Origin of the sequence: Paraburkholderia steynii, from assembly GCF_900100565.1 — a bacterium.
Classification (GTDB): Bacteria; Pseudomonadota; Gammaproteobacteria; order Burkholderiales; family Burkholderiaceae; genus Paraburkholderia; species Paraburkholderia terrae.
On sequence record NZ_FNDI01000018.1, the window covers coordinates 29,927 to 54,864 of the forward strand.

A 24,938-nucleotide genomic window follows, 5' to 3' on the forward strand; every position below is an offset into this window, starting at 1 on the left:
TGGTTCTTGGTGGGAGGGACTGCGTGAAAATCAAGCCTGTAACGACCAAGAGTGCCGCGAACAGCCAGCCTTGCCATGTCGGGAGTGAGCGAGAGGCAGGGCGTAGTCAAGTCATTGCCCTGTCTCTCGTCCGCGAACCGGCGCTGCGCTTTCTCAGCGTATTCGACTCACCAGTCTGGTGTTGTTCGTAGCAAAGGCGACATGGCATGGCGCGACCTACACCAGCCCATACCAACCCCGGCTATTCTTGCCTTGCAGCCTTCAGTGGTGGCTTTCCCGGCTCGCTTGCCCGGATATGTTCAAGCACTGCGAAATGAAGACGCACCGATACCTATGCGCGAGCCAGCGTCCGAATTTCCAGAATATAGCCCGAGCCGGCTTTCTGAACATGTTGGGCTTACGATAACGGTCATGCTAGGCCGCTGGGGGAAGCTTCCGGGTCACGCAAAAGCCGGCGAGAAAGTTAGACAAGGCCGAAGGGATCGTCGACTGCGCGTTGATTGGCATTATTCCAGAAGTTCTGTAGCACGAGACCGTACTCCGGCAAATTTTCCATAAATGGAGACAGCATCGCGGTCGCCGTTGGAAGTTTCCAGTCGGCTTGCAGCTCACAGGCAAGAGCGAACGTGGTCACCAAATCTGCCCCAGCGTTGGACAGCCGGGATATTGCGGCCTGAGCCTCATACGTGTTCCAGGCACCGCAGGCGTCAATGACCGGGAACACCTTGTAGCCGTCCTGCAGCATGGAAAGAGACGGGAAGACGCAGCAAGTGCCCAGAGTCACTCCGGAAATGATGATGTGTGTGCGTCCAGTTGTTGCGACTAGGTCATTCAATGCTGCTCGGAAGGTGGGATCTTCGTAGCAGTTAATGATGCCGGTACGCCTGTAAATCGGAGAATCAGCGAATATCACCTTCAGTTCTGGAAGCGTGTCACCGTTTTGCCATTGAGCATTTGAAGACGAGATCAAGACGGGGATCTCAAGCGCTTTTGCTGTGCGTGCCAGACCTAACACGTTGCTCTTGAGTTGGGCGAGAGATGTGAAATCACGTACACCTGATAAAAGCCCGATCTGATGGTCAATGAACAGCATGATGGAATTGCTCGGGGTAGGCTTATCGTAAACCGAGCGACCATATACGCGAGCGGTTTCGGCTGATGTTGCTGGCGGGAGGATGGAATCGGTGATAGGGCTGACGATGTCAGCGAGTCTAGTGGGCATACAATCTCCATTTTGTCGAGGAAGAGCATCCGTCGTTGATAGATGACTCGGGAAGGTTAGCATCTGTCTGTGGATGGGAAAAGGTACTTACTATTCTGTAACTGGAGGGATAATGACGGACGCCATAGAACTTGCGGTTGCACCATTTGCAAGCTCTCGGCAGAGCTGCTCTATGGAGCAATACGTGAAGGTGTTGTCTGGAGCATGGACGCTTCGAATTTTCTGGGTTTTGCTTGGGGGCGGAGCTTGCCGGTTTGCGGAAATCGCTAGAACAATCGGAGACGTCTCTCCGAAGGTTCTGACGTCGCAACTACGCGTACTGGAGCGGGGAGGATTTATCGAACGACGGGTCATTCGCGCGAAGACACCGCATGTCGAATACAAGTTGACGGAGCGGGGTTTGGCAATTGAATCGGTTTTTAGAGCTATGGAGAAAGTGGCCGAAGATTTATTTCCGACCACGGGCAAGGCGGAATAGGCTTTCCGTTGTGCAGGGCGCCGTCGGGTTTATCGACGATGTCCCTGCACGGAAAGCTTTCGATCGACGGTCAGTGTCTGGCGGGGCGGTTTTCCGAGCTAAAAAAGGAATGGTACAGAACTGGTATCAGACCGAGCGTCACCAGGGTGCCTAGGGCGAGACCTCCGATCATCGTTATCGCCATGCCTGTCCACAGCGGTCCGGCGAAGAGCATTAGTGGTATGAGTCCGACAATACACGTAAGCTTGGTCATCACGATCGGGCGCAGGCGCATGAGTGAAGCGGTGACTACCGCTTCATGCTTCGATCTACCTTTGACTAACTCGCCTTCTATACAGTCAAGCAGGAGCACCGCGTTGTTCACGATGATACCTGCGAGCGCGAGTAGGCCGAATGTTGGCATGAACCCAAATGGGTACCCTGTGATCTTCAACGCTAGTGCCGCACCTACCAGTACAAAGGGTATGCTGATGATCACGATGGCGAGCTTTCGGAAAGAGTTGAATTGCCAGATGAAAAGCAGCAGGATCGCCACAAGCGCATGAGGAAAATACTGCAGGAGGGCCTGATTCGCTTCGGCGCTATCCGTGATTTCGCCTCCAACTTCGATTCTGTAGCCCGGAGGTAATTGCAGTTTCGCAATTGAGCCGGACAGGCGCTGCACGATCTGCTCCGCGGTGAGCGCCGGGTTATGACCTCTAATGCTGATGGTACGCGCAAGATTCCGGCGCACAATAGTTGAGGGCTCGCTGTCGCGCCGTACTGTAGCAATCGCCGCCAGTGGTAACGCAGTCGCGCTGGAGGATGCATAGACCACGGTGTCTGCAGGGCTGGCGGTAGGGTTCCGCTCGAACGCGTCGCCCCGAAGTATGACCGGTACGTTCGCGCCGTCGTCTCGCACAACAGTAACGTTTGATCCACTGTATCGCACCTGAAGTGCCTGAGCTATGTCGTCACTGGATACTCCGGCCTGACGCGCCTTCAACTGATCCACGTTGATTACATAACGTGGTACCCGTGACTCCCAGTCGTCGCGCACGTCAACTGTACCTGGCAGTGCGCGCAGCATGTCACTGATAGAGGCTGCTGTATGCCGAAGCATTGTTTCGTCCGGCCCGGTGACGCGGTAGACAGCCAGGCCGGCCTCGGTCGAACCCATCGAAAAGCGCTTCGGCTCTGCGCGTATTGCGGGATAAGTCTTTGCCATGTAGTCCTGTGCTCGGGCGATGACCAGATCAATATCGGATGTCGGGCGCACGCTAACAGTAAAGTAGGCGACATTCTGGCCCGGGAGCGGTGGGTTCAGACCGAGCACAATTCGGGGACCACCGTCCGCAACATATCCGATGCTGTCGACCACTTCTGGATTGGCTTTGAGGTCGGCGAACCAATGGCTGATCGACGTAACGGTGCGTAATGTCTCGCGAGAATCGCTGCCCGGTTGGAGGGTCACGGGCATCTGAAATTGCAAGCGGTCCGATTTTGGCAGGAAGTCGTACGGTAGCCCCTTAAGTATCGTTATAGCAGCTGCGAGCAGCAGGGCCATGCAGGCTACAAACACCGACTTGTGTTCGAGCACCCACGTTATGATTTTCCGATAGATACGGTAGAGCGGCGAGTCATGGGATGTCTCGTGCGTCGTTCCCTCCAGTTTCGCATGCGGTTTCACGAAGTAGAGGCAGAGTAACGGTGTAACGGTCACGCACAGCAACCACGAACCGAGCAACGTTGTCGCAAGCACAATCGCGAGTGAGCGCAGGTACTCGTTAGTGCTGGTCTGCCCAAAAAAGAAGGGCGAAAACGCCAGCACGATTGCGGTTGAGGAAGTTAGTAACGGCGTTGCCAGGGTTCGTCCGGCCATCTCGCAAGCCTGACGACGGTCTTCTCCGGTGGCAAGCCGGCGTTCGACGTCTTCGGCGATGACAATACCATTGTCTACAAGCAGCCCGAGCGCCAGGATGATAGCGGCGATGGATACCGTCTGCAGCTCTACACCGAAGGCCCTCATGGCGATCAGTGCGCCAAGAATTGTCAGAGGCACGATAGCGCCGACGATCAGGCCGGTTCGCCACCCTAGAAAGAGCATTACTACCGCCATGACGATGACAACCGTTTCTGCCATCACGTGATGCATTCGTCCCATCTGGCGCGCAACCACATCGGACTGGAACGTTACAACGTGTTGCTCAAAACCAGCGGGCAACAGCCCCGCTGTTTCTACCAGCTTTGCGCGCAACGCCTTGCCGTAGGTTTCCACATTTTGCCCTGAGGCCATGGACACAGCCACCACGATCGCCGGCTTGCCTTGATAGATCGCCGCGCGCTCCGGTGGGTCAGCGGGTACCGCACGAACATCGGCGAGACGATCCAGCGGAACCTGCCGCGTACCGCCTTCCGGGGCCGGAGTCGACACTAAGAAGCGACGCAGATCGTCGACACTCCGGATCTCTCCGCTGGTCGAGATAGTCAAGGCGAGTCCCGACGCAGATACCAGACCGCCTGGCGTCACCACGTTTTGCGCGTTCAACTGTGCAATCAGATTGGCCGGGCTGAGCCCGGCTTCGGAGAGGCGTGCGCGATTGAACGATATATAGACCTGGTCTTCCTGCAGCCCGTACAGACTTACTTTCTCTGTGCCAGGCAAGGTATACAATTGCTCGCGTAGCTTGCGCAGTGGTTCGCGCATTTCACTCATGGTGTAGCCCGGCGCCGTAACAGCAATCGAGGCCACCGCGACACGTCCAAAGTCGTCGTCGACGAAGGGGCCCATTGTCCCTGTTGGCAGGGCGGCACCCGCTTCAGCAGCCTTGGCCCGCACTTGTTGCCACAATGCGGGCAGGTCTTTTACTTTGTCGTAGGCTGTCAGCTGGATGATTGCACTACCGGGCCTGACTGTAGTGACAACCGTCTTGATTCCAGAGATCTCTCGCAGCCGTTCCTCTACTGGCTTTGCGAGAAGATTCTCGACCCGTTCGCTCGGCATGCCCGGATAGGCAATCGAAATGAGCGCATCGCGTATGGTGACCGAAGGCTCCTCCTGAGATGGAAAGCCAAGGAACGTGAATACTCCCGCAACGAGGACGAGTACGGCGGAAAACAGGGTAAGTCTGCTGGAGGATAGTGCGATGCGCGTTATGTTCACTTCGTGTCCCCGTCAGCAAGACTTGACGATGAACGGAATGGCAGGACCTTCTCTCCATCCGAGAGAAAAGCGGCTCCTGCGGTGATGACCTGTTCACCACGCGAAATTCCAGCGAGTATCTGGATACGTTCGCCGTCGATTGCACCAAGTTCAATTTGCCGTCGACGTATAATTCCGCGTGCCGCGTCGTAGACGAAAACCGATGCGCCTTCGCCCCTTTCGTCAGGTAACACGGACGCCAATGGGATCGTCAAGGCCGCGTGCAGCGAGGAGGGCATTGTTAGCAACAGGCTCTGCCCACTAAGCAAGGCTGCGTTTCTGTCGTCGATGTCAAAGATGGCCTCTACTAAGGTGCCGGTCGATGTCCGGGTCGAGAGACTACGCAAACGAAGAGTTAGCGTAGTATGGGGATCGCCGGATCTAGTCGCCCGCAAAACTTTGCCGGGCGAAAGGGCCTCCATAGGAGTGCCGATTGGGACCAATGCTACCGCCTGAGGATGTCCAATGCCCTCCACGCGTAAGACTGCCTGTCCGGGGCCGAGATCTTGGCCGGGCTGCTGTAGTCTCGCGACTACGTTGCCATCGTAGGGTGCACGAATTTCCTGCTGTCGTACTGCGCGCTGGGCTAGCGCGCGGTCAGCCATCGCCGAGCGAAGCTGCGCCATGCCCGTTTCGAGCTGAACCTTCGTACCAGTTAGTGTGATGGAGGAAATTGAACCATCGTCGAACATGGCCTGCTGCTGGCGCATTTGCGCCTGCTGTTCCCGAAGCCTGGCGGTTGCGGCCTGGAGGTTCGCCTCGGCCTGCTGGAGCCGCTGGCTGGCTGGCTCCGGTTCGATCCGCGCCAGCACTTGCCCGCGATGAACCCTGTCACCCACCTCCACGCCGATTGAAGTAATTCGACCTCCGTTTTCAAATGCGAGGTCCGCACGTTGTTCCTGACGGATGGTAGCGACAAGAAGCGATTTAGCATCGTCGGTTATTTCCGCAGTGGCGAGTTGTACCGCACGCGGCGGTTGCACGACAGCTTTGTCATCGTGCCTGCAACCCGCGAGCAGAATCAATATCGTCACGGTGTAGTTGCGCGGAAGGGCGCTCAGTCTCTGCCTGGTCATCTGATTTGGTTCAGGTTGCTCAGAACGAGTAGTTCAGTGCTGCAACTGCATTGAACGTTACGTTGTCTGTCACGATGGGGCTGCCATGTGCCTTGGCGATATAGCGGGTTCCCACGAGTTGCAGCGTTGTCGACCAGTGGCGCGATACTGTGTGGTCCCATTCCACGCCCGCGGAGTATGCATAGAGGCCCCCCCCCGGCGAATAGGCCCTGAAGCCGGTGCGTGCGGCTTGTGTTGGAGTGACGCCAAAATACGCCTGATTGTACTTCTGGTCACCCCACCAGGTATCCATGTCCACCGTGATCTTGTCGGTACCAGTGGTGAGTACAGTGATTTCTCCGCCTGCGCGCACGTGATTACGGCTGGCTCCGCTCCTCAAATCCGAGTCGGCCTCGATGCTGGCCGTAAACCATGGACAGAATTGTTGCGCTATCAGTGTGTGCAGCGTGGCGGACCCGGGAACGTCACCCATCCCTGCCAACCTGTTCGACCCCGGTCGCCACGTGTCACTGTGATCGACGCGACCCCAGTCGTAATAGATGGATTCAGAGATGGAAAAGCCCCAACTGGTCTGGTACTGAAGGCCCGCGCCGCGCATGGTGTCCGCAAACAGGATCCCACGCTGGACGGAAAACACAGGTTCGAATTGCAGATGAGTCTGATCGGAGCCGGCATAGCGCGGTTCGACCATCGCAGACGCGCCGATCACCCATTGAGTCGAGTCGCCGAGTAAGCTGGGAGAGACAGTGATCCCGTCTGCTCGCGCAGTAAGTGGAATCGAGATAATCGCTAGTACTGCGGCAGCAACTGGCGCAGAAAGCTGAAGACGTTTCATAAAGGCGTTAAGGCAGGAAGTAGGGGTTAAATCGGAGCTGGTAGCGTGACTCCGTAGAAGGCGCGAAAGAGAGCGATCTCATTGAGCGCGAGATCACGAGCGGCTTCGAGATAGATCAGGTTCGTCTGATTGACTTGCACGCGTGCGTCCAGCAGCGCGGCCTTGTCTTCCAGACCAAGAGCGGTGCGCTTGTCCATGCGGTCGATGCGCTTGCGCTCGCGGGTGACGCGTCCGCGCTCACGTGCCTCCGCAGCTATAAGCACACTGTGCGCATCCAAGGCGTCAGCGGCTTCGCGGAACGCCTGCTGAATCGCTTTCTCGTACTCCACGATACCCGCATCCCTTCGAAGCTCGGTTAGCTGGAGGTTTGCGCGGTTGCGGCCGTAGTTGAATATGGGGAGGGATATCTGGGGTGTAAATAGCCATTCGCCACTGCTATTGTTGAAAAGGCTGCCCAGACCCGTGCTGGCGATGCCAATTGCTGTAGTCAGACGGACCGATGGGAAGAACGCCGCGCGAGCGGCTCCAATGTCCGCGTTCCGAGCGCGTAATTCAGCCTCGGCCTGCTGAATATCGGGCCGTTCTATCAGAACGTGTGAGTCGAGATTGCGCAGGGCATCCAATGACGATGCATTTGCTATAGCGATGACCGTTATATCGCCCGTCTCAATGGGCATCGTCTGGTATCCCGCCAGAATCTGCAGCGCCCGAACCGCAGCTCGATGTTCCTCCATCGCCCGTAGCGCGCGCACATGCGCCAGATCGCTCTCGCTTTGCTGTCGATCGAGTCCGTCCGTCGACAATAGACCGACCTGATGCTGACGATTTGCGTATGCCAGAAGCGTCGCACTATCAACGTCAATTGCCTCAAAGCACGCCAGTGTGGCGTCGGATGCGCGTTCCAGCGAATAGGCGCGCAGTACCTCAGCAATCAACGCACCACGTGCTGCCTGCTTTCCATGGTCCGACGCGAGGAGGCGCTCACGAGCTGCATCGGAGAGCGACCTGAGTCGCCCAAAGAAGTCGAGCTCGAAGTCCTCTATACCAAGGTTCACGACAGAGAGGTTTTGCCCGTAGCGCTCATCGAGTGCAATGTTGTTGAACTGTTGACGTCGCAGTTGCCCAGAAATGGGCACTGTTGGCAGTCGTGCCGATCGTTCGACCTTGTATTGCGCCCGGGCCATGTCCACTTGCAACATGGCTAGACGAAGATCAGCGTTATGTGCCAGTGCCTGGGAAACCAGTGGAGCAAGGTCCGCGTCCGGTGAAAATTTTCTCAAAAATTGAAGCTCATCCTTCGTAAGTAATACGTCGGATGGGGGGGGCTCGGAAATTGACGGAGAGTTGTTGGCACCCAGCGTAACTGGGACTACAGGATCAGGACGCCGATAGTCGGGGGCGAGCGAACACCCTCCCATCGACAAGAAGATTGCGGCAAGTAGGAAAGAGCGCGACAGCACTGCGTCGGCGAACGTCAGGGGCATAAAGTCAGCATACAATCGTAGTACGCTTAAGCCTGACATCCATCTGTCAACGGTCGATTCAGAAACTATTAAGATTTCGTAAAGATCATCGCGGAGCCTCCGACGATCATGCTGCAGAAAAAAATTATGGTTGTCGAAGACGACTCGGACAGTGCGAGCATCCTCGATGCGTACCTTCGCAGGGACGGCTTTGCAGTCGCGCTGTCCCCTGACGGCAGACATGCCGTGCAGATGTTTGCACAGTGGAAACCGGACCTGGTATTGCTTGACGTGATGTTGCCGGGGATGAGTGGGACAGAAGTCCTTTCAGCAATCCGGCGAGCCGGCGACGCTCCCGTCATCATGGTCACTGCCATCGGGGATGAGTCGGACAAGGTGGGGGCGCTGCGGTATGGGGCAGACGATTACGTCGTCAAGCCATACAACCCCAGGGAGGTAGTTGCCCGCGTCCACGCCGTACTCCGACGCACGGGTCTTCTACGACCCAGCGGAGAACTTCTGCGTTATGGTCGCCTCGCGGTCAACACCTTGGCTGTTCGGGCGAGTGTGGAAGACGAATCCGGTGCGCCTCACGAGTTGACCCTCACACCTGCCGAGTTCAACCTGCTCGCCACGCTTCTGGCAACTCCGCACAAGGCATTCACACGTAGTGAACTGCTCGAAGCCTGCTTGCCAGGCAGCGACGCGCTTGAGCGTGTGGTTGATGTGCATGTTTCGAATCTTCGCCGCAAATTGGAACAACATGGCATCCTGGGTGTACTGGTAACGGTGCGTGCCGTCGGGTATCGCTTCCAATGATGACGTCATCGCGAACGCATCCGCGCGGTCGAACCACACCGCTATGGATTTGGGTTGGGGTGCGCATGAGCGCGCTGGCTGTGGCGACGGTCATTGTGATTGCCTTTTCCATGTGGCTTTATTTCGGCATTCGGGATACGCTCGCCTTGCGGCACGCTCCGATGCAGGTGAGACAGGAAATCGAATTTCTTCGTCAACATCCGAAACAAAACGAAGCGCGCCTGCGACAGTTGCTACCGCAGATTTACGATATTGAGCGGCTCGTGCCCGGCCTGGCCAATCCCGACTGGTGGACGCTGATCGCGATGGTTTCAATCTCAGTGCCGGTTATCGTTTTGTGTGGACTTGCGGCATCACGACCATTGTCTCGTCAGTTCACGCACGTAGCCGCAGCTGCGCATCGGGTCAGCGACGGGGACTTTTCTGCGCGTGTCGACGTAATTGCAAGCGCCCCGGGCGAGCTCACCGGTCTCGCAGGTGATTTCAATAATATGGCCGCGAGGTTGCAGCAGTACGAACGTGAGGTGCGCGATTCCAGTGCTGTGTTGGCGCACGAGTTGCGCACGCCACTCAATGCAGCAATGGGTCGCGTCCAAGGTCTTCTGGACGAAGTCTTCCCGTTGAACTCAGAACAGTTGGGACTAATCCGGCGACAACTGGAGCAGATCAATCGATTGGTCGGTGATCTTCATCTCGTGTCTCTCGCGCGTGCAGGTCAGTTGACGCTCGATTTGAAAGAATTCGCAATATGCGACCTGATTGCGGAGCGACTGGAATGGGCGGCGCCGCAGCTTGCCGCGGCGGGCATTGTTACTGTCCAACGTTGTGCTGTGGAAACGCGCGTTTTTGCCGACCGTGGACGCATTGGTCAGGTACTGACGATACTGATTGACAATGTGCTCCGCTACGCAGCTAGTGGCAGGTCTCTTGAGATTGAGCTAGATGGTACTCCAACTGCCGTGGTGCTGGTCGTGAGTGACCGAGGGCCAGGAGTCCGTCCCGACGAGGTGAACAGCATGTTCGATCGCTTTTGGAGAGCGGAACGTTCCCGCGCGCGTCACTGGGGTGGCAGCGGACTTGGACTTGCGATAGCCGCTGCAATTTGTCAAAGACACGGAGGTGACCTCCAATGCTTTCTTAGGAGTGGCGGCGGGCTGGTAGTTAAGGCGTTGCTCCCAGTCCCGCCAGACTGTCAACGCACCTAATGTGCGCAGACAGGGCTGGATGGACACATACCTTCCGTCTTCTGATAGAACAACAAAGCGTTTGAAAACACGCTGGTCAATGCAACGAAGCGGGTTGGACTGCGAGAATTCCGTGAGTATGCTGCGCAGGTAATTTAAAGCTCGGGCTCCGTGGCGATCCACATTGCTTGACAGTCACACGGGCATGCCGCGTGCCATTCTCGCTGGCGACGTAATTACCTTCGCCGCACCGCAGCGCTCGGCGCGGGACGCGTCGGCAGCCTGATTGGACCGACGATGGCCGCCGTGCGCACGCTCGACGACATCGGGATACGGGACCGTAATCTGACAACGGCGGGCCGATGCGCCCGAGCGTTGTGCGATGCCGGATCACCAGCACCCGCTCGCCTGACTGGAGGAGATGGTGTGCGGCGCGGATATCGTGAGTTGCGCCACGCTGGCGGACGAGCCCTTCATCTGCGCTGACTGGATTTCGCCGGGCAGCCATCTGCATCTGATCGGGAGTTTTTCGCTGGCCATGACCGAAGCGGAGCCTCAAGGATCTGTTTGCGTCGATACGGAGGAAGCGTTGACGAAATTGGGCGATCTCCTGAACGCGATCGGTATCCACAGATGAATCGTTCCGCATTGTGCCGCGATCTGCAACAACTTTGCCGGGCGGCGTTGAAGGGCAAGCGCACGCGCGGCAATGTACCGTTTTCTAGGAGGTTGAGACCGCGCTTGAAGATCTCGCGGTGGCAAACCTCGCTTTTCGTGCGGCAAGGGCAACGACTACTCCGTAACTTCTGCGGCGGCACGCCTATGCCGTCCCGCGAGCCAGTGCCTGAAAACGCGGAACACGAGAACGCTTGCACTACGCCAACCTGAACTCCCTGTGCCGGGGCGCCCGGATAAGCAGGTGCGAGACCCGCGTTCGCCGCGCCCGCGACGCAATACTGTGCGGCACCGCGGTTGTCAAGCCACGACAGTGCTGCATAGATGCTCGTGCGCCCGGAGAACGCATAGTTGAACATCGCACTGTACTGTACGCACCATTTCTACTGATCCGGTCCTGCAGGAACGTATAGCAGAGTGCGAGATACGCGAACGGAGAAAAGCTCCAGCGCCCGGAAAACTCGGAGCTGCGGATGTCGATTTTTACGTCGTCCCACCATGCAGTCGCGTATCCGGCATAGAGGCGTTTGGCCCCGAAGTCGTATCAGCCACCGGCGAAGGTGGAGCGCTCGGTGCTGGTCGCCGTGGCATTGCGAACGCCCTGCCTGCTCGAGGAGCAAAATCTGCAACTTGTGCAGATGGGAGCACCGATGGGTAGTTCGGCATCAGGCGAGAAGGGTATTGCTTCGTTCTCCTGGCGCCGTACGGAATACCGCGACAGCCTCGACATCGCCCCTGACGCTGCCTTGTTGCCCGGTTGTCCCCGTATCCACGTGATGTCGGGACACGTGACAGCAGGCGTAGATGCGAACTGGGATGTCTATGAGCTGTAGAGGTGTTCGGGAGCGTCGGGACCAAGACGCTTGTCGAGGTCATGAGCCCACAGCAAGTCCCCGACTATTTCATGTCATCGTTCTATAGAGCTGAAGCGCTGTTCGCGGCGATTCCTGATCGCAATCTTGAGTTTCTTTTTGACACCTACCATGCGGCCGCATTAACTCCTGACCCTTTGCGTTTCTAGTGCAGTGGCTGCCGCGAACGGGCCATATTCAGATATCCGACTATCCGGGCAGACATGAGCAGGGCACGGGCGCGCTACCGTTTCGGCAAATCTTCGCCAAACTCGTTGAACGACACGTTGAGCGGACTCAGAATCTTGAGCCTTATCTTCGGGCGGGGTAAGCCTGAAGACGATGCGCCCTCAATGGTGCAGTGCTTTTGTAGTCAACCGTCGTAGTCCATGAAGTTCTCGAAGCTACGATCATATTGTGCTTTTCGATCATAAAATACATTGATGAGCGGTTTTGGGCTCAACGCGGAGGAGTCTTCTTTTCGTGTTCGCGCTGCACTTCCTGATGCACTGACTACCGTCTGGGGGGATCGCATACGGTCTCGCGCGCGTGCGGGCTGATGATGTCCAACATCGGCGCGGCATTGGAGGGGGCCGTTGTGGCCGCGACGATTTCAGACATTTCGGCTCGTGCGACGTCTGGTCGACATCGGCATGCCGCGGTCACGTGAGTCCACCGGCAGCGTCGGCTCCCTTGCCATCACCCGTTTCCTCGAGCGCCGGTTGCTCACCTATTCGGCGGAAGGGGTGACCGTCATCGAAAAGCACGACCAGGTTGACGGACTCTCCATTACGCACAACGGCCACGCAGTCGAACGCCTGACCCGGTCGCGTATCCGCCTGTGGAACGCAGGGCGCAAGGCCATCGAGCCGGGTGACGTCGTGAGCACCAACCCGTTGAAAGTCCGGTATCCCGGTGCGACCCTGCTGGATCTCAAGGTGGTGCATAGCACCCATGAAGGGATCAAGTTCCGGTCGCGGCCCGACGGCGACGGCTGGCTGATCGAGTTTGATTATTGGGAAGGGAAAAGCGGGGTCATCCTGGAGGCGTTGCATACCTCAACCCGTGTCGTGCCGACACTGACGGGCTCGGTGCGCGGTCTGCGGCCGATCAAAAGCTTTGGCCGGATCGACGACGGTGCATTTCTGTCGCCAAGACGTCAGGCGTTGCTCAGGTGGTTGCCGGTCCTCGCGCTCGCGGTTTTTGGTGCCGGCATCGCGGCGGTCGTCAGACTGGGGCTCTGGTTCGATCCCCGTTCGATACTTGGGTTTGCCGTCGTGGCGCCCGGCGAACTGCTCCTGATTGCGGCGGTCCCGAGACTGATGAACAATTTCTGGATACCGCGCCCGCTCCGACGGATTCCACGGCGCTCGGACTAAAGAGGGCGTGTCCCGCGCCGCGAGCGCGAAACTGCGTTCGCGCAAGGTCGGCTAAAAAAAGAGAGCCCGCAGCCGACAGGCGGCATGCGGGCTCACGGTAGTCAAGCCGCGACGGCTACGCGGCGGGCTCCGGTGTCGTATTTAACGTATCTCCCTGAGCATTCTCAATCGAGGCAACGGGGCGGCATTGCGCTTCTTCCCCTCGGACGTTGCCCGGATTCCTCGGAACAGCCTCATTGTAAGGAGGATTTGGCGACGACATGCGTAGGGAAAATCCGCCTGACCTTTCGCTCGCCGGTCGCCGCTAACCGGCCTGGTTCAGCGCACGCACGCGGCAGACTGCGGTCACCCGGTGTTCGCATGTGTCCTCACGCGAGCAGTCGTGATCGTGCTGGATGAGTATTTCTGAGGTACCAATGATCGAGTGCGTGAACGTCTGGCGGGTCACTGTCACCCGGACGTCAACGGCGGGACAATTGAACTTGAATTGGCTGAACATAAGTAGCGCTCCTTCACGCTGTTGAAAGTCCCAGCGTGGCGTCACGACTTAATGGCGTGTGAAAAAGCAGCCGGATTGTGAATTTCGGCCCCTGCAAGGTATGATGTGCGCGCGGCGCCCCGGCAGGCGCCCGCTACCCGTCTTCGCAAAACTGGAAACGGCACTGCCTGATTTACCAATTTTCCATGTGGCCTTCTTTGGCCCTGGAACGTAGCGTGGACGGGTGACGCTGCAGCAGGGCCGGAGAACCGTCATGTCTTCTGGTATTTCAAAACCGTCCACTCTGGACGGAGTCAAGCGCCTCGCGAAAAACATCAAACGCGAGCGCAACCTCCCGCACCATCTCGCTCTTGATATCGCCGCTGGTGAAGCGGGCTATCAGAACATCCAGCATGCGCAAGAGCAGTTGCGGGCCACGATCGTGCATTGCTTCACGGTTTTTCTGACTGCGTATTGGGCCGCAGGGCGAGCGGAGGCCGGTCGGGAAACGATCAGCATCCAGCTGCCCAAACCCCTGGGCGACATCATTGCGCGGCATCAGATCACTGCTGCCCGCAATCTTGGCTGGTTCCACCTCGAGTCCGCTGATCACCTCGAACGGCGGATCGACCTCAACAGTCAGGCAACTGCGCGTGAGGTACTTCTGACGGCCGCCCGCACTCTGCATTTCATGGCCGCAACCGGACTGCGGCCGGCGACGACGCAGAAGCAGGAGCGAGCCATGCGGGTGTTCGACGGCCTGCCAGGATGGGACCATCTGTTGGCGTTCTTAGATATCGCTAATCATGTTCAGAGATACTGCTAGTGGAAAACATGCTCGAAACTCCTACCGGGCAACGCGGAGGACGATAATCTCGTCAGATCTACTGCGTTGCGTTATCGCAACCGAATGGTCGAAAAATGTTCACCAATTCTGCTAATGTACCCCTCTGTTTCTGAGACTTTAGCCAACGCGCTTAAGGATGTTGTTAAGCTTCGTGCATCACACGACGCGTGCACTGCGTCCTATCAGTGAGCTGGATCTGTCGAAGTCGGAACGTGGCTCTGTTCATGGTCCTGAACGGTCTCCAAATTTTTATGCCTGATTTAGAGACCAAACTTCGTTTCGGGACCCGGTCTCATCATATTGCTAGGTCTTCGGGCAACCCCGTATAGTCCAAATCGGCACACACTGCTGCAATGTCAAACAGACAGGATGCCGCCGGTAGTTGTGGACTCCTCCCCATCGGTTCCAGGGCAGCAGAATTAACGAACCAATTATTGCTTTTGTGAACACGATTAGCGAAACTAATGAACTTCAACAGATCTCGCGGAGTGCATGACTATGTCGGCACAGCTGGACGGTCGGGAAGTCTGACAATTATTGTGGTACCCGCTCCCGGTGAACTGATGATGTTGATCTGACCGCCTAGCATCTGAACGCGCTCTTCCATCCCCGCAAGTCCAAACGATCGTTTTCGTGTTGCCAGAACATCGAATCCTTGACCGTTGTCGCACACTTCCAGGAGACAAGCATCGGGCGTACGCTCAAGCGTGATGGTCACTTCGTTGGCCGCAGCGTGACGGGCGACATTGGTCAGCGCCTCTTGGGCCAGGCGAAACAGCACGACAGTGCGGTCCTCGCGTACGTCGATATTTTCGTCCTGCAAGTGCAGACGACAAACGGTGTGCCCATTGCGGTTGAACTCCGCAGCAAGCCACTCGAGCGCTGCGGCAATGCCGGTGGCGAGGACGGCGGGGTGCAGCGATGCGATGACGCCCCTTACGACCTGCATGGTTTCATCCACAAGGGAAATCAATCCTTGAGTCTGTTCGACTAGTTCCGGGCGGTCGTCGCCGAGCTGCATGCGTAACATCGATGCTCTCAGACGAAGTGCAGTGAGGTGTTGTCCAAGTTCGTCATGCATCTCCCGGGCGATGTGCTTGCGTTCGTCCTCGCGGGCTGTTTCGAGATGCGAGGTAAGTTCGCGGAGCCTCTCATAGGATTTGTGCAAGCGGTGCTCAGCTTCTTTGCGTTCGGTCAGATCTTCCACGAAAGCGCCACCCTCTTTTCCACTTGAGTCGAATGCGGCCCTGCCGACCATGCCGGGCATACGATTACCGTCTCTCCCGATGTATCCTTTTTTTGGCGGACGGGTTGAACGCGTCCGTCCGTTCCGTTCTGTGTCAACGCCCACTCGGTGCTTCCTCGCCATTCCGCCGGTGTAAGATCCCTCCATCGGAGGTGACCTGACAGCAGATCCTGGCGCGTATTCCGACGCTGATTGACTCCATGACGGGGCATGATCGGCTGGCGCTATCGGCTCTGTGCGCCAACGGCTTAATCAGGTCAGTGCGGCCACCTTGACCGGCGCTGCATGACGTACTGATCGGGCCTTCAGTGGTCACGCCGGCGTGCTTATTCCGGCCAGGAAACCCTGTTCGCCGCGCCAGCGTTGGTTGTGTGCCAGAGCAGAAGGTGAGGCTATCAATGGCGCCAGTCAGCATGTACGCATCATGAGCTGGTGTGAGCGTGGCGGAAGGACGTTCCAGGATCTGTCATCGTGTTGGAAAAAGCAGATGGTTAGTGTTTGAGAACGAACCGCTGCATCAACAGCCACGCAGCGTCTGCAATCTGCCAACCGAAACTGCCGGACGCGGACGGGCACCGCGCAATTCGGAATCAACCATTTCGTCATCGCCTCTCGTAGTGATTGTTGTCTCGTTTCCATTTGAAGCCTCCTGCGCATGTCACCGAAATCCATCCAACGCAAAGCAGGCCGGCATGCCCCTGCTGCCAGGAGGCCGCATGTTTTTATGAGAATCGTCTTATTGGAATGCCTGCTGTTCTGAGATTTACCCTAAGTAAAAGTCGCCCGTTTCAAAGATAAATATGCTCAAATCCGCGACGGATGATGACGACAAAATCCGTGGGTCGATACTAAAAGTTCCGGAACACACAACCATGTCCGGGACGTCGGGTATTGTTTGCCTAGAAGATCCCTCGCGATATCAATGTATAAAATGTCTTTCTGTCATCATCGTCTGAAGCTTCATTTTTCCTTGACATACTCACATGTCGCGGATCGTCCCCCGGAGAAGAAAGATGCAAACGGTACGCGACAGAAAGGTGACGCGGGTCATCAACCGGATGAGACGCGTCGACTTAATTGATATGGATAAGACACTTCCCATTGCTTTGCCGCTCGCCACTGTCAGCTTCGGAGATCCACGATCGCAGCGCGAACATACGAACGCCGTTCGTGGAAAGATGACGCAGGCAGCGGGGGCTTTCATTCGACGGAAAAGTCAGTATCAAGCCAACCCCGCAACTGATCAGCTAGGGGTAGAATTCGGCTGCGTCATCTGATTCAAGTACATCGCTGCAATAGGAATCTCCTCAACCGTGCGTGTTATTCGGCGGAAGAACGCTGGTCACCGATCGTTTAGAACGTGTGGCGAATGCCCACATCTACTCCGATGGTCGTCCCGGGCGCGCTGTAGAGAGCGCCGGTCGCCGAGAGACCAGTGTTCATCCCTCCATGATTGTTTACCACTCCAGCCTGAACGTACACCGAAGTTCTCTTGCTGAGATAATCTTCTACTCCAACTGCTCCCAGTATGGAATGGCTCTTTGTTTTATTACGATCACTCGTAAGCCACACGCCGGCGTTAATATTAATAGTAGGCCTAACGAAATAGTCTATGCCGAAAGAATATACATCGTTGTTGACAGATCCTGATACCTTGTAGTTAGTGAACGATGCCTTGAGTCCCAGCGACTGAAATTTGTAGCCAACTCCAACCGTTTTGCCTTGAAACGGTATGGTGCTTGGAACAGGCGTCTGAGTTCCGCCCGCATTGCTGCTATAAATCGCGGCATTTATCATAAACGCCCCGCCGTTGTATTCAATGCTTGCCGAATAGTGGCGTCCAGCCTGGAAATCACCTGCTACCCCACCTAGTGCAAGCATTGCGCTTGCCTGCAGGCCCCCAACGTTAGGGGTGGTATACGAGATTGCATTCGCTGTGAAAACGCCCGTGACGGCAACTGCGTCGGCATAGATCACGTAACCGCTTCCGAAGGTTGAGAAACCTCGGGCATCGGAATCAAATAAAGCAAAGATGAAAGGAGAATACTGCAGGCCAGCTGTCACCTTGCCGTAAGCTCCGTCAACTGCAATCCACGCCTGACGACCGAACAGATTCCCGTTGGAACTGTCGAATCCTCCGTTTGCGACGTTGATCCCACTCTCCAGTTTGAATTCCGCCTTTACTCCGTGGCCCAAATCTTCTGACCCGCTGATTCCAAACCTTGACGGCGACTCGCCTGCGTCGATCAGGGAAAAGGTCTTTCCGGCGTTGGCTCCAGAGGACGAGAAAGACTTGTTGGTAAATAGTAGGCCAGTGTCAAGCACACCGTACAAGGTAACACTCTCCTGCGCCTGCGAGATAGCAGGGATAGCAATCGTAATTGACAGTCCAGCGGTAAGTGCTGCACTCCCCCATTTTTTCATAATCCACATTTTCGTCTCCTATCGTTTCCTGGCAGCCGTGTAGTCCGACCTGGTTAATATGTATTACTAAAGAATTGACGTTTTGTGATGCGAAAGGTGTTTATAGTGAGTTAAGGCTCCACCGAAAGAGAGCACATGGACTTGACGGTATCGCTACCGAGTAGGGCGCCGTCGTAGACAGTGCTGAGGCGGAATATCTCGCCAGTACGATTGAGTTGGATCGCAGTTATTCCTGTGATAGCCGTATCCGACGTGCCAGCTACCCATTCGTACCCGCCGGCACTCGCATTGCCGACAACGTGGCGTACGCGCGTTCCAAGAGGGCTTGAGCTAGCTTGCAGAATTCGTCCCAGATAGCTCGAGATCGCCGCGCGCCCGAAAATCTGGCTGCGGAGCGTTCGGTCCTCATAAACTGCGTCGAGGCTGAACAACGACTCGGCAGCGTTGGAATCAGGGTTGGACAATGCGGAAGCAAGCTTTTTCACCGCGTCGACTAATATCGGTGACGCCGAAGTGCGAACTTCCTTTTCGTCGAGATCTGTCAGGACAGCCTTCTTCAGGCCATAGGAATTAGGCCAGCCGCGTGAGTCCCAGTAGTCGACCCACCGTACAATCTTGCCGTTGCGAATATCAACGGCCCCGAACGGGTGAATCTCTCCACCGAACAGTTCGGGCGTATCAGTAAAGCACACGATGGCACTTTGCATGTCTCCCAAGATCCGGGTGGGATATGACGCGGCCGACGGACTCCAGCGAGGCATGTAGTCAGAAAATACCTTGTGAAGTTCGTTGAATCCTGCAAGGCGCCAGCCGAGGGTGGCGTCGATATAAGCAACCATGTCCCGGGAAAAGAACGACATGGTCTTTTCAACGTTGCGGCTTGTTTTGGCGGCAAAGTAGCCCTCGAAAAACGAGACGAGCTCAGGCGTAGCCCCACTGGTGTCTAGCTGTCCCGGCAATCCACGGCGAACGGATGGGGATGCTTTGACACCACTTACTGTGAGGAAACTTGCGGAGGCCGCACTGATTCCCCGGACAAGCAACTGACGGCGATTGAGTTTCATTATTCCTCCAACAAATGACGACTTGGTCTGTGCCACCGACGACAGCGGCGTGATGTAGCGCAACGCGAGGCCCGCGCCGGTGCGTACGCAATTTCCGCAGGGTCGCAGCGGTATCTATGCAATCGGTTGCATGAACAATACTTGTTGCATGGAGTTTAGGTAAGGAGGGTTTACCCATTGACGCGCGAAAAGGAAGGGAGAAATAGAGAGGAACCCCGACGTGGCCTTATAGCGTAAGACGCTGGGCGCAGTCATGGGTTGGGCCGTGAGGCGTCCGGATTCCCATCTTCGCAAGGGAAACGCACCTCCTTGCATGCTCGGTTCGCAGAATATCGAGGGGAAAAAGTTGTGAATATGGTGCACATTTACGCAATCGGTTGCATAATGGGGTGAGCGGCCTTCCTTGCCTTGACGACCGCCGCCGGTTGATGTCGCTGGCGCGTTTTAGATCACAACGAGGCAGACAAGGACAGCGGCCGTTGTGAGGAGAGGTTTTGGCAGCAACGTCGAAGTTGAGTGGCTGGCTCCGCAGTCGAATCAGGCGCCGGCGAAGAGATCCACGTTGGCCAGTCTCGTGCAGTACCGGTCTGGCTGGCGCCGATAGAGTAAGATTCGCGTTTCGCATCGTGGCCTGTATCGGAGGCTCCAGACGTACACGCCATAGCGTTTCCGACCATGTTGGTTGTCCGACATGCCGAATGATTGCTGGTTAATTTTCCGACCATGGCGACAAAGAGACGCTCGACAATTCACGAGCTTGCTGAACTGACGGGAGTACACGCCTCAACAGTGTCCCGTGTGTTGAACCCGTCGACCCGTCATCTGATCGGGGCCGAGGTTGCCGATCGGGTGCTGAAGGCTGCGCAAAAGCTGAACTACACGCCGAACCGGGCTGCGGCGTCGCTTCGGACAAGCCGCTCCGGCATCATCGGCGTGATGCTGCCGGACATTACGAACCCGATCTTTCCGCCGATTTGCCGAGGAATCGAGGACGAACTCGCGAAACGCGGGATGCTGCCGCTCATCGCCAATGCCTCCGGATCTGCCGAGCGAAAGCGATTTGTTGTAGACCAAATGGTTGGGCGACGCGTAGACGGACTCATTCTGGCCACTGCCGAGCGCAACGACCCAGTGCTGATGCATTGCCTCGACGAAGGCTTGCCCGTGATCGGCGTGAATCGCAGCGATGAGAGCGGACGAGTCTCGTGCGTTGTCGGCGATAGCCGACTCGCTATCCGTCTCGCAGTGAGCCATCTGACCACGCTCGGCCATCGCCGCATCGCGCATCTCAGTGGACCGACAGGGCTGTCAACAGGGCATCTGCGAAAGCTGGGATTCGAAGACTCGATCAAGGAACATAGTCTCAGGAAGTCCGCTTGTCCGATCATCGAGTGCCCGCAGTACTCGCGTGAAGCTGGCAAGGCAGCCTGTGAAGTGCTGCTGGAAAAGTACCGGGATGTCACCGCGATCGTTGCGGGGAACGATCTGATTGCGCTTGGGTGCTACGATGCGCTGCGTTCGGCAGGGGTACGCTGTCCCGAAGACATTTCGATTGTTGGGCACAACGATATGCCGCTCATGGACGCCGTCGCCCCTGCGCTGACGACGATTCATCTGCCGCTATATGAAATGGGCGCGCGAGCGGCTTCGCTGATCCTCGAAACGCTGCAATCAGGCAGTCAGCGTCAAGTGAACGTGGTGCTAACGCCGGAATTGGTAGTTCGGGCGTCGACAGCGGCGCCGTCGGCGGCGCGAAGCTAACGACCGTGCGGAGGCCGTTGCCGGAAGTCCCAGTCGTCGCTATATGCGCCGGTCGGCAACGCCACCGCGTCCACGATGCGCTTGCTGGCTGCGCGGGCATCGAACGCCTTGTGCTCGGAAGGGCTCAGCAGTTGATAGCAGTATTTGCGCAGCTCGCCTTTGACCATGACGGTATGGACGTTGGATGCGTTTGCGTGAAACACCACAGCCTGCACCGGGTCTCGCGGCGCGAGGTGTGAATGCTCCCAGCTGAGCAGTGTCAGATCGGCGTCCTTTCCCGGGGTAATCGAACCAGTGCGCTGCGCCAGTCCGAGGGCGCGAGCGCCTTGCAGTGTGGCGCTTCGCAAGACGTCGCGCGCAGTGAGCGCAATAGTGTCTGGCATCCGACCTTCCAGTTGCGCATGGGAGTTGGCCATTGCACGCTCGAACTGAACGGCGAAGCGCATCTGAGAAAACATGTCGGCGCTGCAGCTGCAGCCGAGATCGGAGCCGAGCGTGACGTTGCCGCCAGCGTCGATTATCCGACCGGTGACGGGAAACCCGTGACCCATCTGCATTTCGGTTTCCGGCGTGACTGTAATACTAGTCCCGAGGTCGACGGCCATTCTAATCTCATCGTTGCCCAGGCGGTTGCCATGTGTGAGGTTGATGTCCGGGCCGAGCAGCCCTGCTTCGCCAAGGCGTCGCACGTTCGGGACATACCCGCCGCACGTGCCGAACGCCACATGCATGCTCGACATGATGTCGAGCGAGCGGGCCAGGCGTATGTCGGCCCGGGTTGCCTCCAAGGTGGCAAAATCGGGCCCGCGGACAGCGAGTCCGAGCGTGACCAATGTATCGTTGGAAGACAGGCGCTGCCGGCGGACCCGCGCGACGTCGTCGTGATGCCGGAGTCTGGTCGACTCGCGCCACGTGCAGAAGTCGGCGCCCGGCGTGCCATGGCCTAGCACGGCACGAATTCCCGAGTCGTTGAGCGCATCGATTACGCGGTCCGCGTGGTCGGGCGTGTTGAGAATATTCGCCCAGTCAAATACCGTTGTGACGCCGCTCTCAAGCTGCTCACGCGCACCGGTCAACGTCGACAGATATACATCATCAGGCGTGAAATTTTTGCCAGCCTTGTCAAGCACATGCAAATAGTCACTGAAAGTCCAGTTTCCTCCGCACCCTTTCAACACGGTCTGCCATAGATGAATATGTGCGTTGACGAGGCCGGGGATCAGGACCTTATGACGAGCATCAATCACTACAGCGTCCGGTGCCTCAATGCATGATTGAACGTCGACGATCTTGCCGCCACTGATAAGCACATCCCCCACTAGGTCGCGAATCGAAGGATCCATTGATACGACATGCGCATGGCGTATCAGTAGCATACGTCCATGCGCGGAGAGGGGACCCGCAACTGGGGCCGGCGAGTATGCAAGGTTCAACGAAGCTCTTTACTCCAGATCGGAGCCTTGAATGCCCACGGCACCCAGTATCCGCTTTCCCGATAGCCGAAGCGCTTCAATCACGCCGTTGACATCGTCGTAAAGAAGTTTCCCTCCTCGCTTGCGCCATTGGCCGGCCACCATGACGGAAGTGATGTTGGACTGGTTGGCGTGCAGGATGACAGCGGATACCGGATCGTGCACAGGTTGCATGTTCAACGAGGCGGTCGAGATCAGCACTAGGTCGGCCTGTTTGCCGGGCGAGATTGAGCCGACCAACGCCTCCAGTCCGAGCATACGTGCTCCTTCGATCGTAATCCACGCGAGCGCGTCACGTGTACGAGCCTGGCTTTTTCCTCCTAGTGTGCCGGCTTGACGGGCAGCCACATTGTCCAACGCACGCTGATGCGACAGCGTAATGCGCGCCGCCGTCAGCATGTCGCCCGACACCGCGCACTCAATGTCACTGCCCAATGATGGCCGCACGCCGAGGTCCCGTAGCCGTCCGACTATCGGGTGCCCGTGCCCGGACACCATCTCGCTTTCGCCGGTGACAGTGAAGGTCACGCCGGCGCGCACAAAACGTTGCAACTGATCCGCGCCGAGATCATTGCCGTGCACGATGTTTATGCGCTTCCCGAGCAAGCCGGCCTGCTCGAGGTGACGCCATCCGTCGGGACTGCGCGCGACACCGCCACCTTGGTGCATGGATGCGACGAGACCAAATTCCCGCGCCAGCTCGAAGTCCTCAAACGCGACCTCGAGCGTCGAGTAATGCGGACCCAGAATCGCGAGGCCGAGGCTGACAAGGCTGTCGTTTCCATCAAGCTCGCTTTTGAGCCGAATCACTTCGTCACGCGGATGCGGCACTTCCCAGAACGGCCTCTGCCCGGGGACGGGAGAAGGCTTCGGCGAACCGTGCATGAACGTGGCCCGGATGCCAGCCTGGAGCAGCCCGGCAATTCCGGCATCGGTATGCGCAGGCGTGGGATTGTTATGGCACCAGTCGACGAGCGTGGTGGTTCCGTTTTCGAGCTGGTTCAGCGCCCCCGCCAACGTTGCAATCCGAATGTCTTCGGGAGTGAACAGTGCGGCGAGGCCAGCGTGCACCCATCGGAAGTACTCCGGTAGCGTCCAGTTTGAGGCGATAGTGCGAAGTCCCGCCTGCCACGTATGAAGGTGCGCATTCACGAGCCCCGGGATCGCGATGCAATCCGAGGCGTCGACAATTGCCGCGTCCGGCGCGTCGAGTGCGTGACCGACGGCGGCGATCCGCGAGCCGTCGATAAGGATGTCTCCCTGAAAGTCTCCGACTTCATCGTCCATCGAGACGATCTGAGCGTTCTTGATCAGTATCCGTGTCATCTTCGTTTCCCGTTCGGGCTATAACAGGTGAGGGCCAAACGGCAGTCTTCGTTACTTTAATGCAATCGATTGCGTAAATGTACGCCATTCAGAGCTAGCAATAAGTAGGGGTTTACGAGTGTCGTCCACCTTTTCGAGTCGTAACTGAGGCCACACCGAATTTTGCCGCCACGTCTTCGCTTCGACTTGACGCAGGTAGATCATGCGCCTACCATGCAATCGATTGCAAACGATGACCAGAAAAGGAAGCCGTATGAACCGTGTAGAGGACGAGGGCATCATCGAAGATGCTGACACCATGACCGGACTCGTGGAGGCAGCGATGCGCAACACGCCCGACCCCCGCCTGCGGCAGATCCTGCTCGCGCTCGTCAGGCATAGCCACGCATTTCTGCGCGAGGTGCGCCTGACCGATCAGGAATTCGAACAGGGCCACGCGTTTCTCCGGGCCGTCGGCGAGTCGTGCACCGACCTGCACAACGAAGTGGTCCTGCTGGCTGACGTGCTCGGCATTTCCACGCTCGTCACACTGCTTAATGGGTGCGGCGGTGAGCGCACCTCCGGTGCACTGCTCGGGCCATTCTTTCGCGATGGCGCACCACGGTTCGAAAATGGCGCCAACATCGCGGCGTCGGGATCGCCCGGCCTGCCGTTGGTTGTCCGAGTGAAGGTGGTGAATACCCGCCGTGAGCCGATTGCCGGCGCGACAGTCGACGTCTGGCAGGCGTCTCCCGTTGGACTGTACGAGAACCAGGACCCGGAGCAGCCCGAGATGAATCTGCGTGGCCAGTTCCGCACAAACGATAACGGCGAGTTCTATTTCCACAGCGTGTGTCCCGCGGGATACCCAGTCCCTACCCATGGTCCTGTGGGCGCTCTGCTTGCTGCCCAGAAGCGGCACCCATATCGTCCGGCGCATATCCACTTCCTGGTCGTCGCGCCAGGCTATGCAACCTTGGTCACTCAGGTATTCGCCGACGATTCTGACCATCTTGGCTCCGACGTCGTGTTCGGCGTCACTCGGGATCTGGTCGGACGCTACGAACTACGTGAAGGTACGGCCTCAAGCGCCTGCGACGGGCCGCATTACTCGCTCGAGTACGAATTCGTTCTTGCTGAAGGCGAGTCGTTCCGCCCGGTTCCACCCATCAAATAAA

At 57.5% G+C, this 24,938-nt stretch carries 20 protein-coding genes; 10 read left to right on the top strand and 10 right to left on the bottom strand.

The genetic code is table 11. The annotated features are described in order from the left end of the window. Window positions 1–463 precede the first annotated feature (463 nt). Window positions 464–1,222 carry an isochorismatase family protein gene (locus BLT65_RS28350; RefSeq protein WP_091783763.1) on the bottom strand — a complete coding sequence of 253 codons (759 nt, stop codon included), beginning with the start codon at window positions 1,220–1,222 and terminating at the stop codon, window positions 464–466. Between the two features lie 112 nt (window positions 1,223–1,334). Between BLT65_RS28350 and BLT65_RS28355 the strand changes: the two genes are divergently transcribed. Next, window positions 1,335–1,700 carry a winged helix-turn-helix transcriptional regulator gene (locus BLT65_RS28355; RefSeq protein WP_091783765.1) on the top strand — a complete coding sequence of 122 codons (366 nt, stop codon included), beginning with the start codon at window positions 1,335–1,337 and terminating at the stop codon, window positions 1,698–1,700. A 70-nt stretch (window positions 1,701–1,770) separates the two neighbouring features. On the opposite strand, the gene BLT65_RS28360 is transcribed toward BLT65_RS28355, so the two are convergent. From BLT65_RS28360 to BLT65_RS28375, 4 genes are read right to left on the bottom strand one after another with little or no spacing between them, the layout of a single operon-like run. Then, window positions 1,771–4,842, bottom strand: a complete 3,072-nt coding sequence (locus BLT65_RS28360) for an efflux RND transporter permease subunit (RefSeq protein WP_091783768.1) — start codon at window positions 4,840–4,842, stop codon at window positions 1,771–1,773. Further along, the gene (locus BLT65_RS28365; RefSeq protein WP_091783771.1) at window positions 4,839–5,957 is read right to left on the bottom strand and encodes an efflux RND transporter periplasmic adaptor subunit; all 1,119 of its coding nucleotides are present in this window, start codon (window positions 5,955–5,957) and stop codon (window positions 4,839–4,841) included. The genes BLT65_RS28360 and BLT65_RS28365 overlap by 4 nt, the downstream gene beginning before the upstream one ends. Before the next feature lie 19 nt (window positions 5,958–5,976). Beyond that, window positions 5,977–6,792 (bottom strand): MipA/OmpV family protein, encoded by an 816-nt coding sequence (locus BLT65_RS28370; protein WP_091783774.1) that lies wholly within the window; start codon window positions 6,790–6,792, stop codon window positions 5,977–5,979. A gap of 26 nt (window positions 6,793–6,818) precedes the next feature. Next, on the bottom strand, window positions 6,819–8,276 hold the full coding sequence (locus BLT65_RS28375) for an efflux transporter outer membrane subunit (RefSeq protein WP_091784156.1): 1,458 nt from the start codon (window positions 8,274–8,276) through the stop codon (window positions 6,819–6,821). A gap of 108 nt (window positions 8,277–8,384) precedes the next feature. Here BLT65_RS28375 and BLT65_RS28380 point away from each other — a divergent pair, with 108 nt between their 5' ends. The 6 genes from BLT65_RS28380 (at window position 8,385) to BLT65_RS28415 (ending at window position 14,467) form a co-directional block, all read left to right on the top strand. After that, window positions 8,385–9,074, top strand: coding sequence for a response regulator (locus BLT65_RS28380; RefSeq protein ID WP_091783777.1), 690 nt, complete (start codon window positions 8,385–8,387; stop codon window positions 9,072–9,074). 65 nt (window positions 9,075–9,139) lie between these two features. After that, complete coding sequence (locus tag BLT65_RS28385; RefSeq protein ID WP_091783780.1) at window positions 9,140–10,279, top strand: sensor histidine kinase; 1,140 nt, start codon at window positions 9,140–9,142, stop codon at window positions 10,277–10,279. Window positions 10,280–10,679: 400 nt separating this feature from the next. Further along, complete coding sequence (locus BLT65_RS28390; protein ID WP_091783783.1) at window positions 10,680–10,895, top strand: hypothetical protein; 216 nt, start codon at window positions 10,680–10,682, stop codon at window positions 10,893–10,895. A 610-nt stretch (window positions 10,896–11,505) separates the two neighbouring features. Further along, window positions 11,506–11,766, top strand: a complete 261-nt coding sequence (locus tag BLT65_RS28395) for a hypothetical protein (protein ID WP_091783785.1) — start codon at window positions 11,506–11,508, stop codon at window positions 11,764–11,766. 647 nt (window positions 11,767–12,413) lie between these two features. Next, entirely contained in the window at window positions 12,414–13,163 is a 750-nt protein-coding gene (locus tag BLT65_RS28405) for a hypothetical protein (RefSeq protein WP_143036572.1), read from the top strand. A 752-nt stretch (window positions 13,164–13,915) separates the two neighbouring features. Next, a complete protein-coding gene (locus tag BLT65_RS28415) occupies window positions 13,916–14,467 on the top strand; it encodes a hypothetical protein (protein ID WP_091783795.1) in 552 nt (183 codons plus the stop codon). 517 nt (window positions 14,468–14,984) lie between these two features. On the opposite strand, the gene BLT65_RS28420 is transcribed toward BLT65_RS28415, so the two are convergent. Next, window positions 14,985–15,695: a sensor histidine kinase gene (locus tag BLT65_RS28420; protein WP_244186672.1), complete on the bottom strand. Its 711-nt coding sequence runs from the start codon at window positions 15,693–15,695 to the stop codon at window positions 14,985–14,987. A gap of 1,052 nt (window positions 15,696–16,747) precedes the next feature. On the opposite strand from BLT65_RS28420, the gene BLT65_RS28430 reads away from it, so the two are divergent. Next, the gene (locus tag BLT65_RS28430) at window positions 16,748–17,011 is read left to right on the top strand and encodes a hypothetical protein (RefSeq protein ID WP_091783798.1); all 264 of its coding nucleotides are present in this window, start codon (window positions 16,748–16,750) and stop codon (window positions 17,009–17,011) included. Window positions 17,012–17,087: 76 nt separating this feature from the next. Here the strand turns inward: BLT65_RS28430 and BLT65_RS28435 are convergent, their stop codons facing one another. Next, complete coding sequence (locus BLT65_RS28435) at window positions 17,088–18,167, bottom strand: porin (RefSeq protein WP_091783801.1); 1,080 nt, start codon at window positions 18,165–18,167, stop codon at window positions 17,088–17,090. Window positions 18,168–18,268: 101 nt separating this feature from the next. After that, the gene (locus tag BLT65_RS28440; protein ID WP_143036573.1) at window positions 18,269–19,222 is read right to left on the bottom strand and encodes a nuclear transport factor 2 family protein; all 954 of its coding nucleotides are present in this window, start codon (window positions 19,220–19,222) and stop codon (window positions 18,269–18,271) included. Window positions 19,223–19,945: 723 nt separating this feature from the next. Here BLT65_RS28440 and BLT65_RS28445 point away from each other — a divergent pair. Then, the gene (locus tag BLT65_RS28445; RefSeq protein ID WP_091783806.1) at window positions 19,946–20,983 is read left to right on the top strand and encodes a LacI family DNA-binding transcriptional regulator; all 1,038 of its coding nucleotides are present in this window, start codon (window positions 19,946–19,948) and stop codon (window positions 20,981–20,983) included. On the opposite strand, the gene BLT65_RS28450 is transcribed toward BLT65_RS28445, so the two are convergent. Together BLT65_RS28450 and BLT65_RS28455 are read right to left on the bottom strand one after the other, a co-directional pair. Then, window positions 20,980–22,359: an amidohydrolase family protein gene (locus BLT65_RS28450; protein ID WP_091783809.1), complete on the bottom strand. Its 1,380-nt coding sequence runs from the start codon at window positions 22,357–22,359 to the stop codon at window positions 20,980–20,982. The genes BLT65_RS28445 and BLT65_RS28450 overlap by 4 nt on opposite strands. Window positions 22,360–22,425: 66 nt before the next feature. Beyond that, window positions 22,426–23,781 carry an amidohydrolase family protein gene (locus BLT65_RS28455; RefSeq protein ID WP_091783812.1) on the bottom strand — a complete coding sequence of 452 codons (1,356 nt, stop codon included), beginning with the start codon at window positions 23,779–23,781 and terminating at the stop codon, window positions 22,426–22,428. A 253-nt stretch (window positions 23,782–24,034) separates the two neighbouring features. Here BLT65_RS28455 and BLT65_RS28460 point away from each other — a divergent pair, with 253 nt between their 5' ends. Then, a complete protein-coding gene (locus tag BLT65_RS28460; RefSeq protein ID WP_091783815.1) occupies window positions 24,035–24,937 on the top strand; it encodes a dioxygenase family protein in 903 nt (300 codons plus the stop codon). The last annotated feature ends 1 nt before the right edge of the window (window position 24,938 follow it).

Bases quoted from the DNA above. Each gene is read 5' to 3' on its own strand.
- BLT65_RS28450 (WP_091783809.1), bottom strand. From the start codon at position 22,359: ATGCTACTGATACGCCATGCGCATGTCGTATCAATGGATCCTTCGATT.
- BLT65_RS28455 (WP_091783812.1), bottom strand. From the start codon at position 23,781: ATGACACGGATACTGATCAAGAACGCTCAGATCGTCTCGATGGACGAT.
- BLT65_RS28375 (WP_091784156.1), bottom strand. From the start codon at position 8,276: ATGCCCCTGACGTTCGCCGACGCAGTGCTGTCGCGCTCTTTCCTACTT.
- BLT65_RS28435 (WP_091783801.1), bottom strand. From the start codon at position 18,167: ATGTGGATTATGAAAAAATGGGGGAGTGCAGCACTTACCGCTGGACTG.
- BLT65_RS28440 (WP_143036573.1), bottom strand. From the start codon at position 19,222: ATGAAACTCAATCGCCGTCAGTTGCTTGTCCGGGGAATCAGTGCGGCC.
- BLT65_RS28365 (WP_091783771.1), bottom strand. From the start codon at position 5,957: ATGACCAGGCAGAGACTGAGCGCCCTTCCGCGCAACTACACCGTGACG.
- BLT65_RS28460 (WP_091783815.1), top strand. From the start codon at position 24,035: ATGAACCGTGTAGAGGACGAGGGCATCATCGAAGATGCTGACACCATG.
- BLT65_RS28390 (WP_091783783.1), top strand. From the start codon at position 10,680: ATGGTGTGCGGCGCGGATATCGTGAGTTGCGCCACGCTGGCGGACGAG.
- BLT65_RS28355 (WP_091783765.1), top strand. From the start codon at position 1,335: ATGACGGACGCCATAGAACTTGCGGTTGCACCATTTGCAAGCTCTCGG.
- BLT65_RS28380 (WP_091783777.1), top strand. From the start codon at position 8,385: ATGCTGCAGAAAAAAATTATGGTTGTCGAAGACGACTCGGACAGTGCG.
- BLT65_RS28445 (WP_091783806.1), top strand. From the start codon at position 19,946: ATGGCGACAAAGAGACGCTCGACAATTCACGAGCTTGCTGAACTGACG.
- BLT65_RS28385 (WP_091783780.1), top strand. From the start codon at position 9,140: ATGAGCGCGCTGGCTGTGGCGACGGTCATTGTGATTGCCTTTTCCATG.
- BLT65_RS28350 (WP_091783763.1), bottom strand. From the start codon at position 1,222: ATGCCCACTAGACTCGCTGACATCGTCAGCCCTATCACCGATTCCATC.
- BLT65_RS28430 (WP_091783798.1), top strand. From the start codon at position 16,748: ATGCAAACGGTACGCGACAGAAAGGTGACGCGGGTCATCAACCGGATG.
- BLT65_RS28370 (WP_091783774.1), bottom strand. From the start codon at position 6,792: ATGAAACGTCTTCAGCTTTCTGCGCCAGTTGCTGCCGCAGTACTAGCG.
- BLT65_RS28415 (WP_091783795.1), top strand. From the start codon at position 13,916: ATGTCTTCTGGTATTTCAAAACCGTCCACTCTGGACGGAGTCAAGCGC.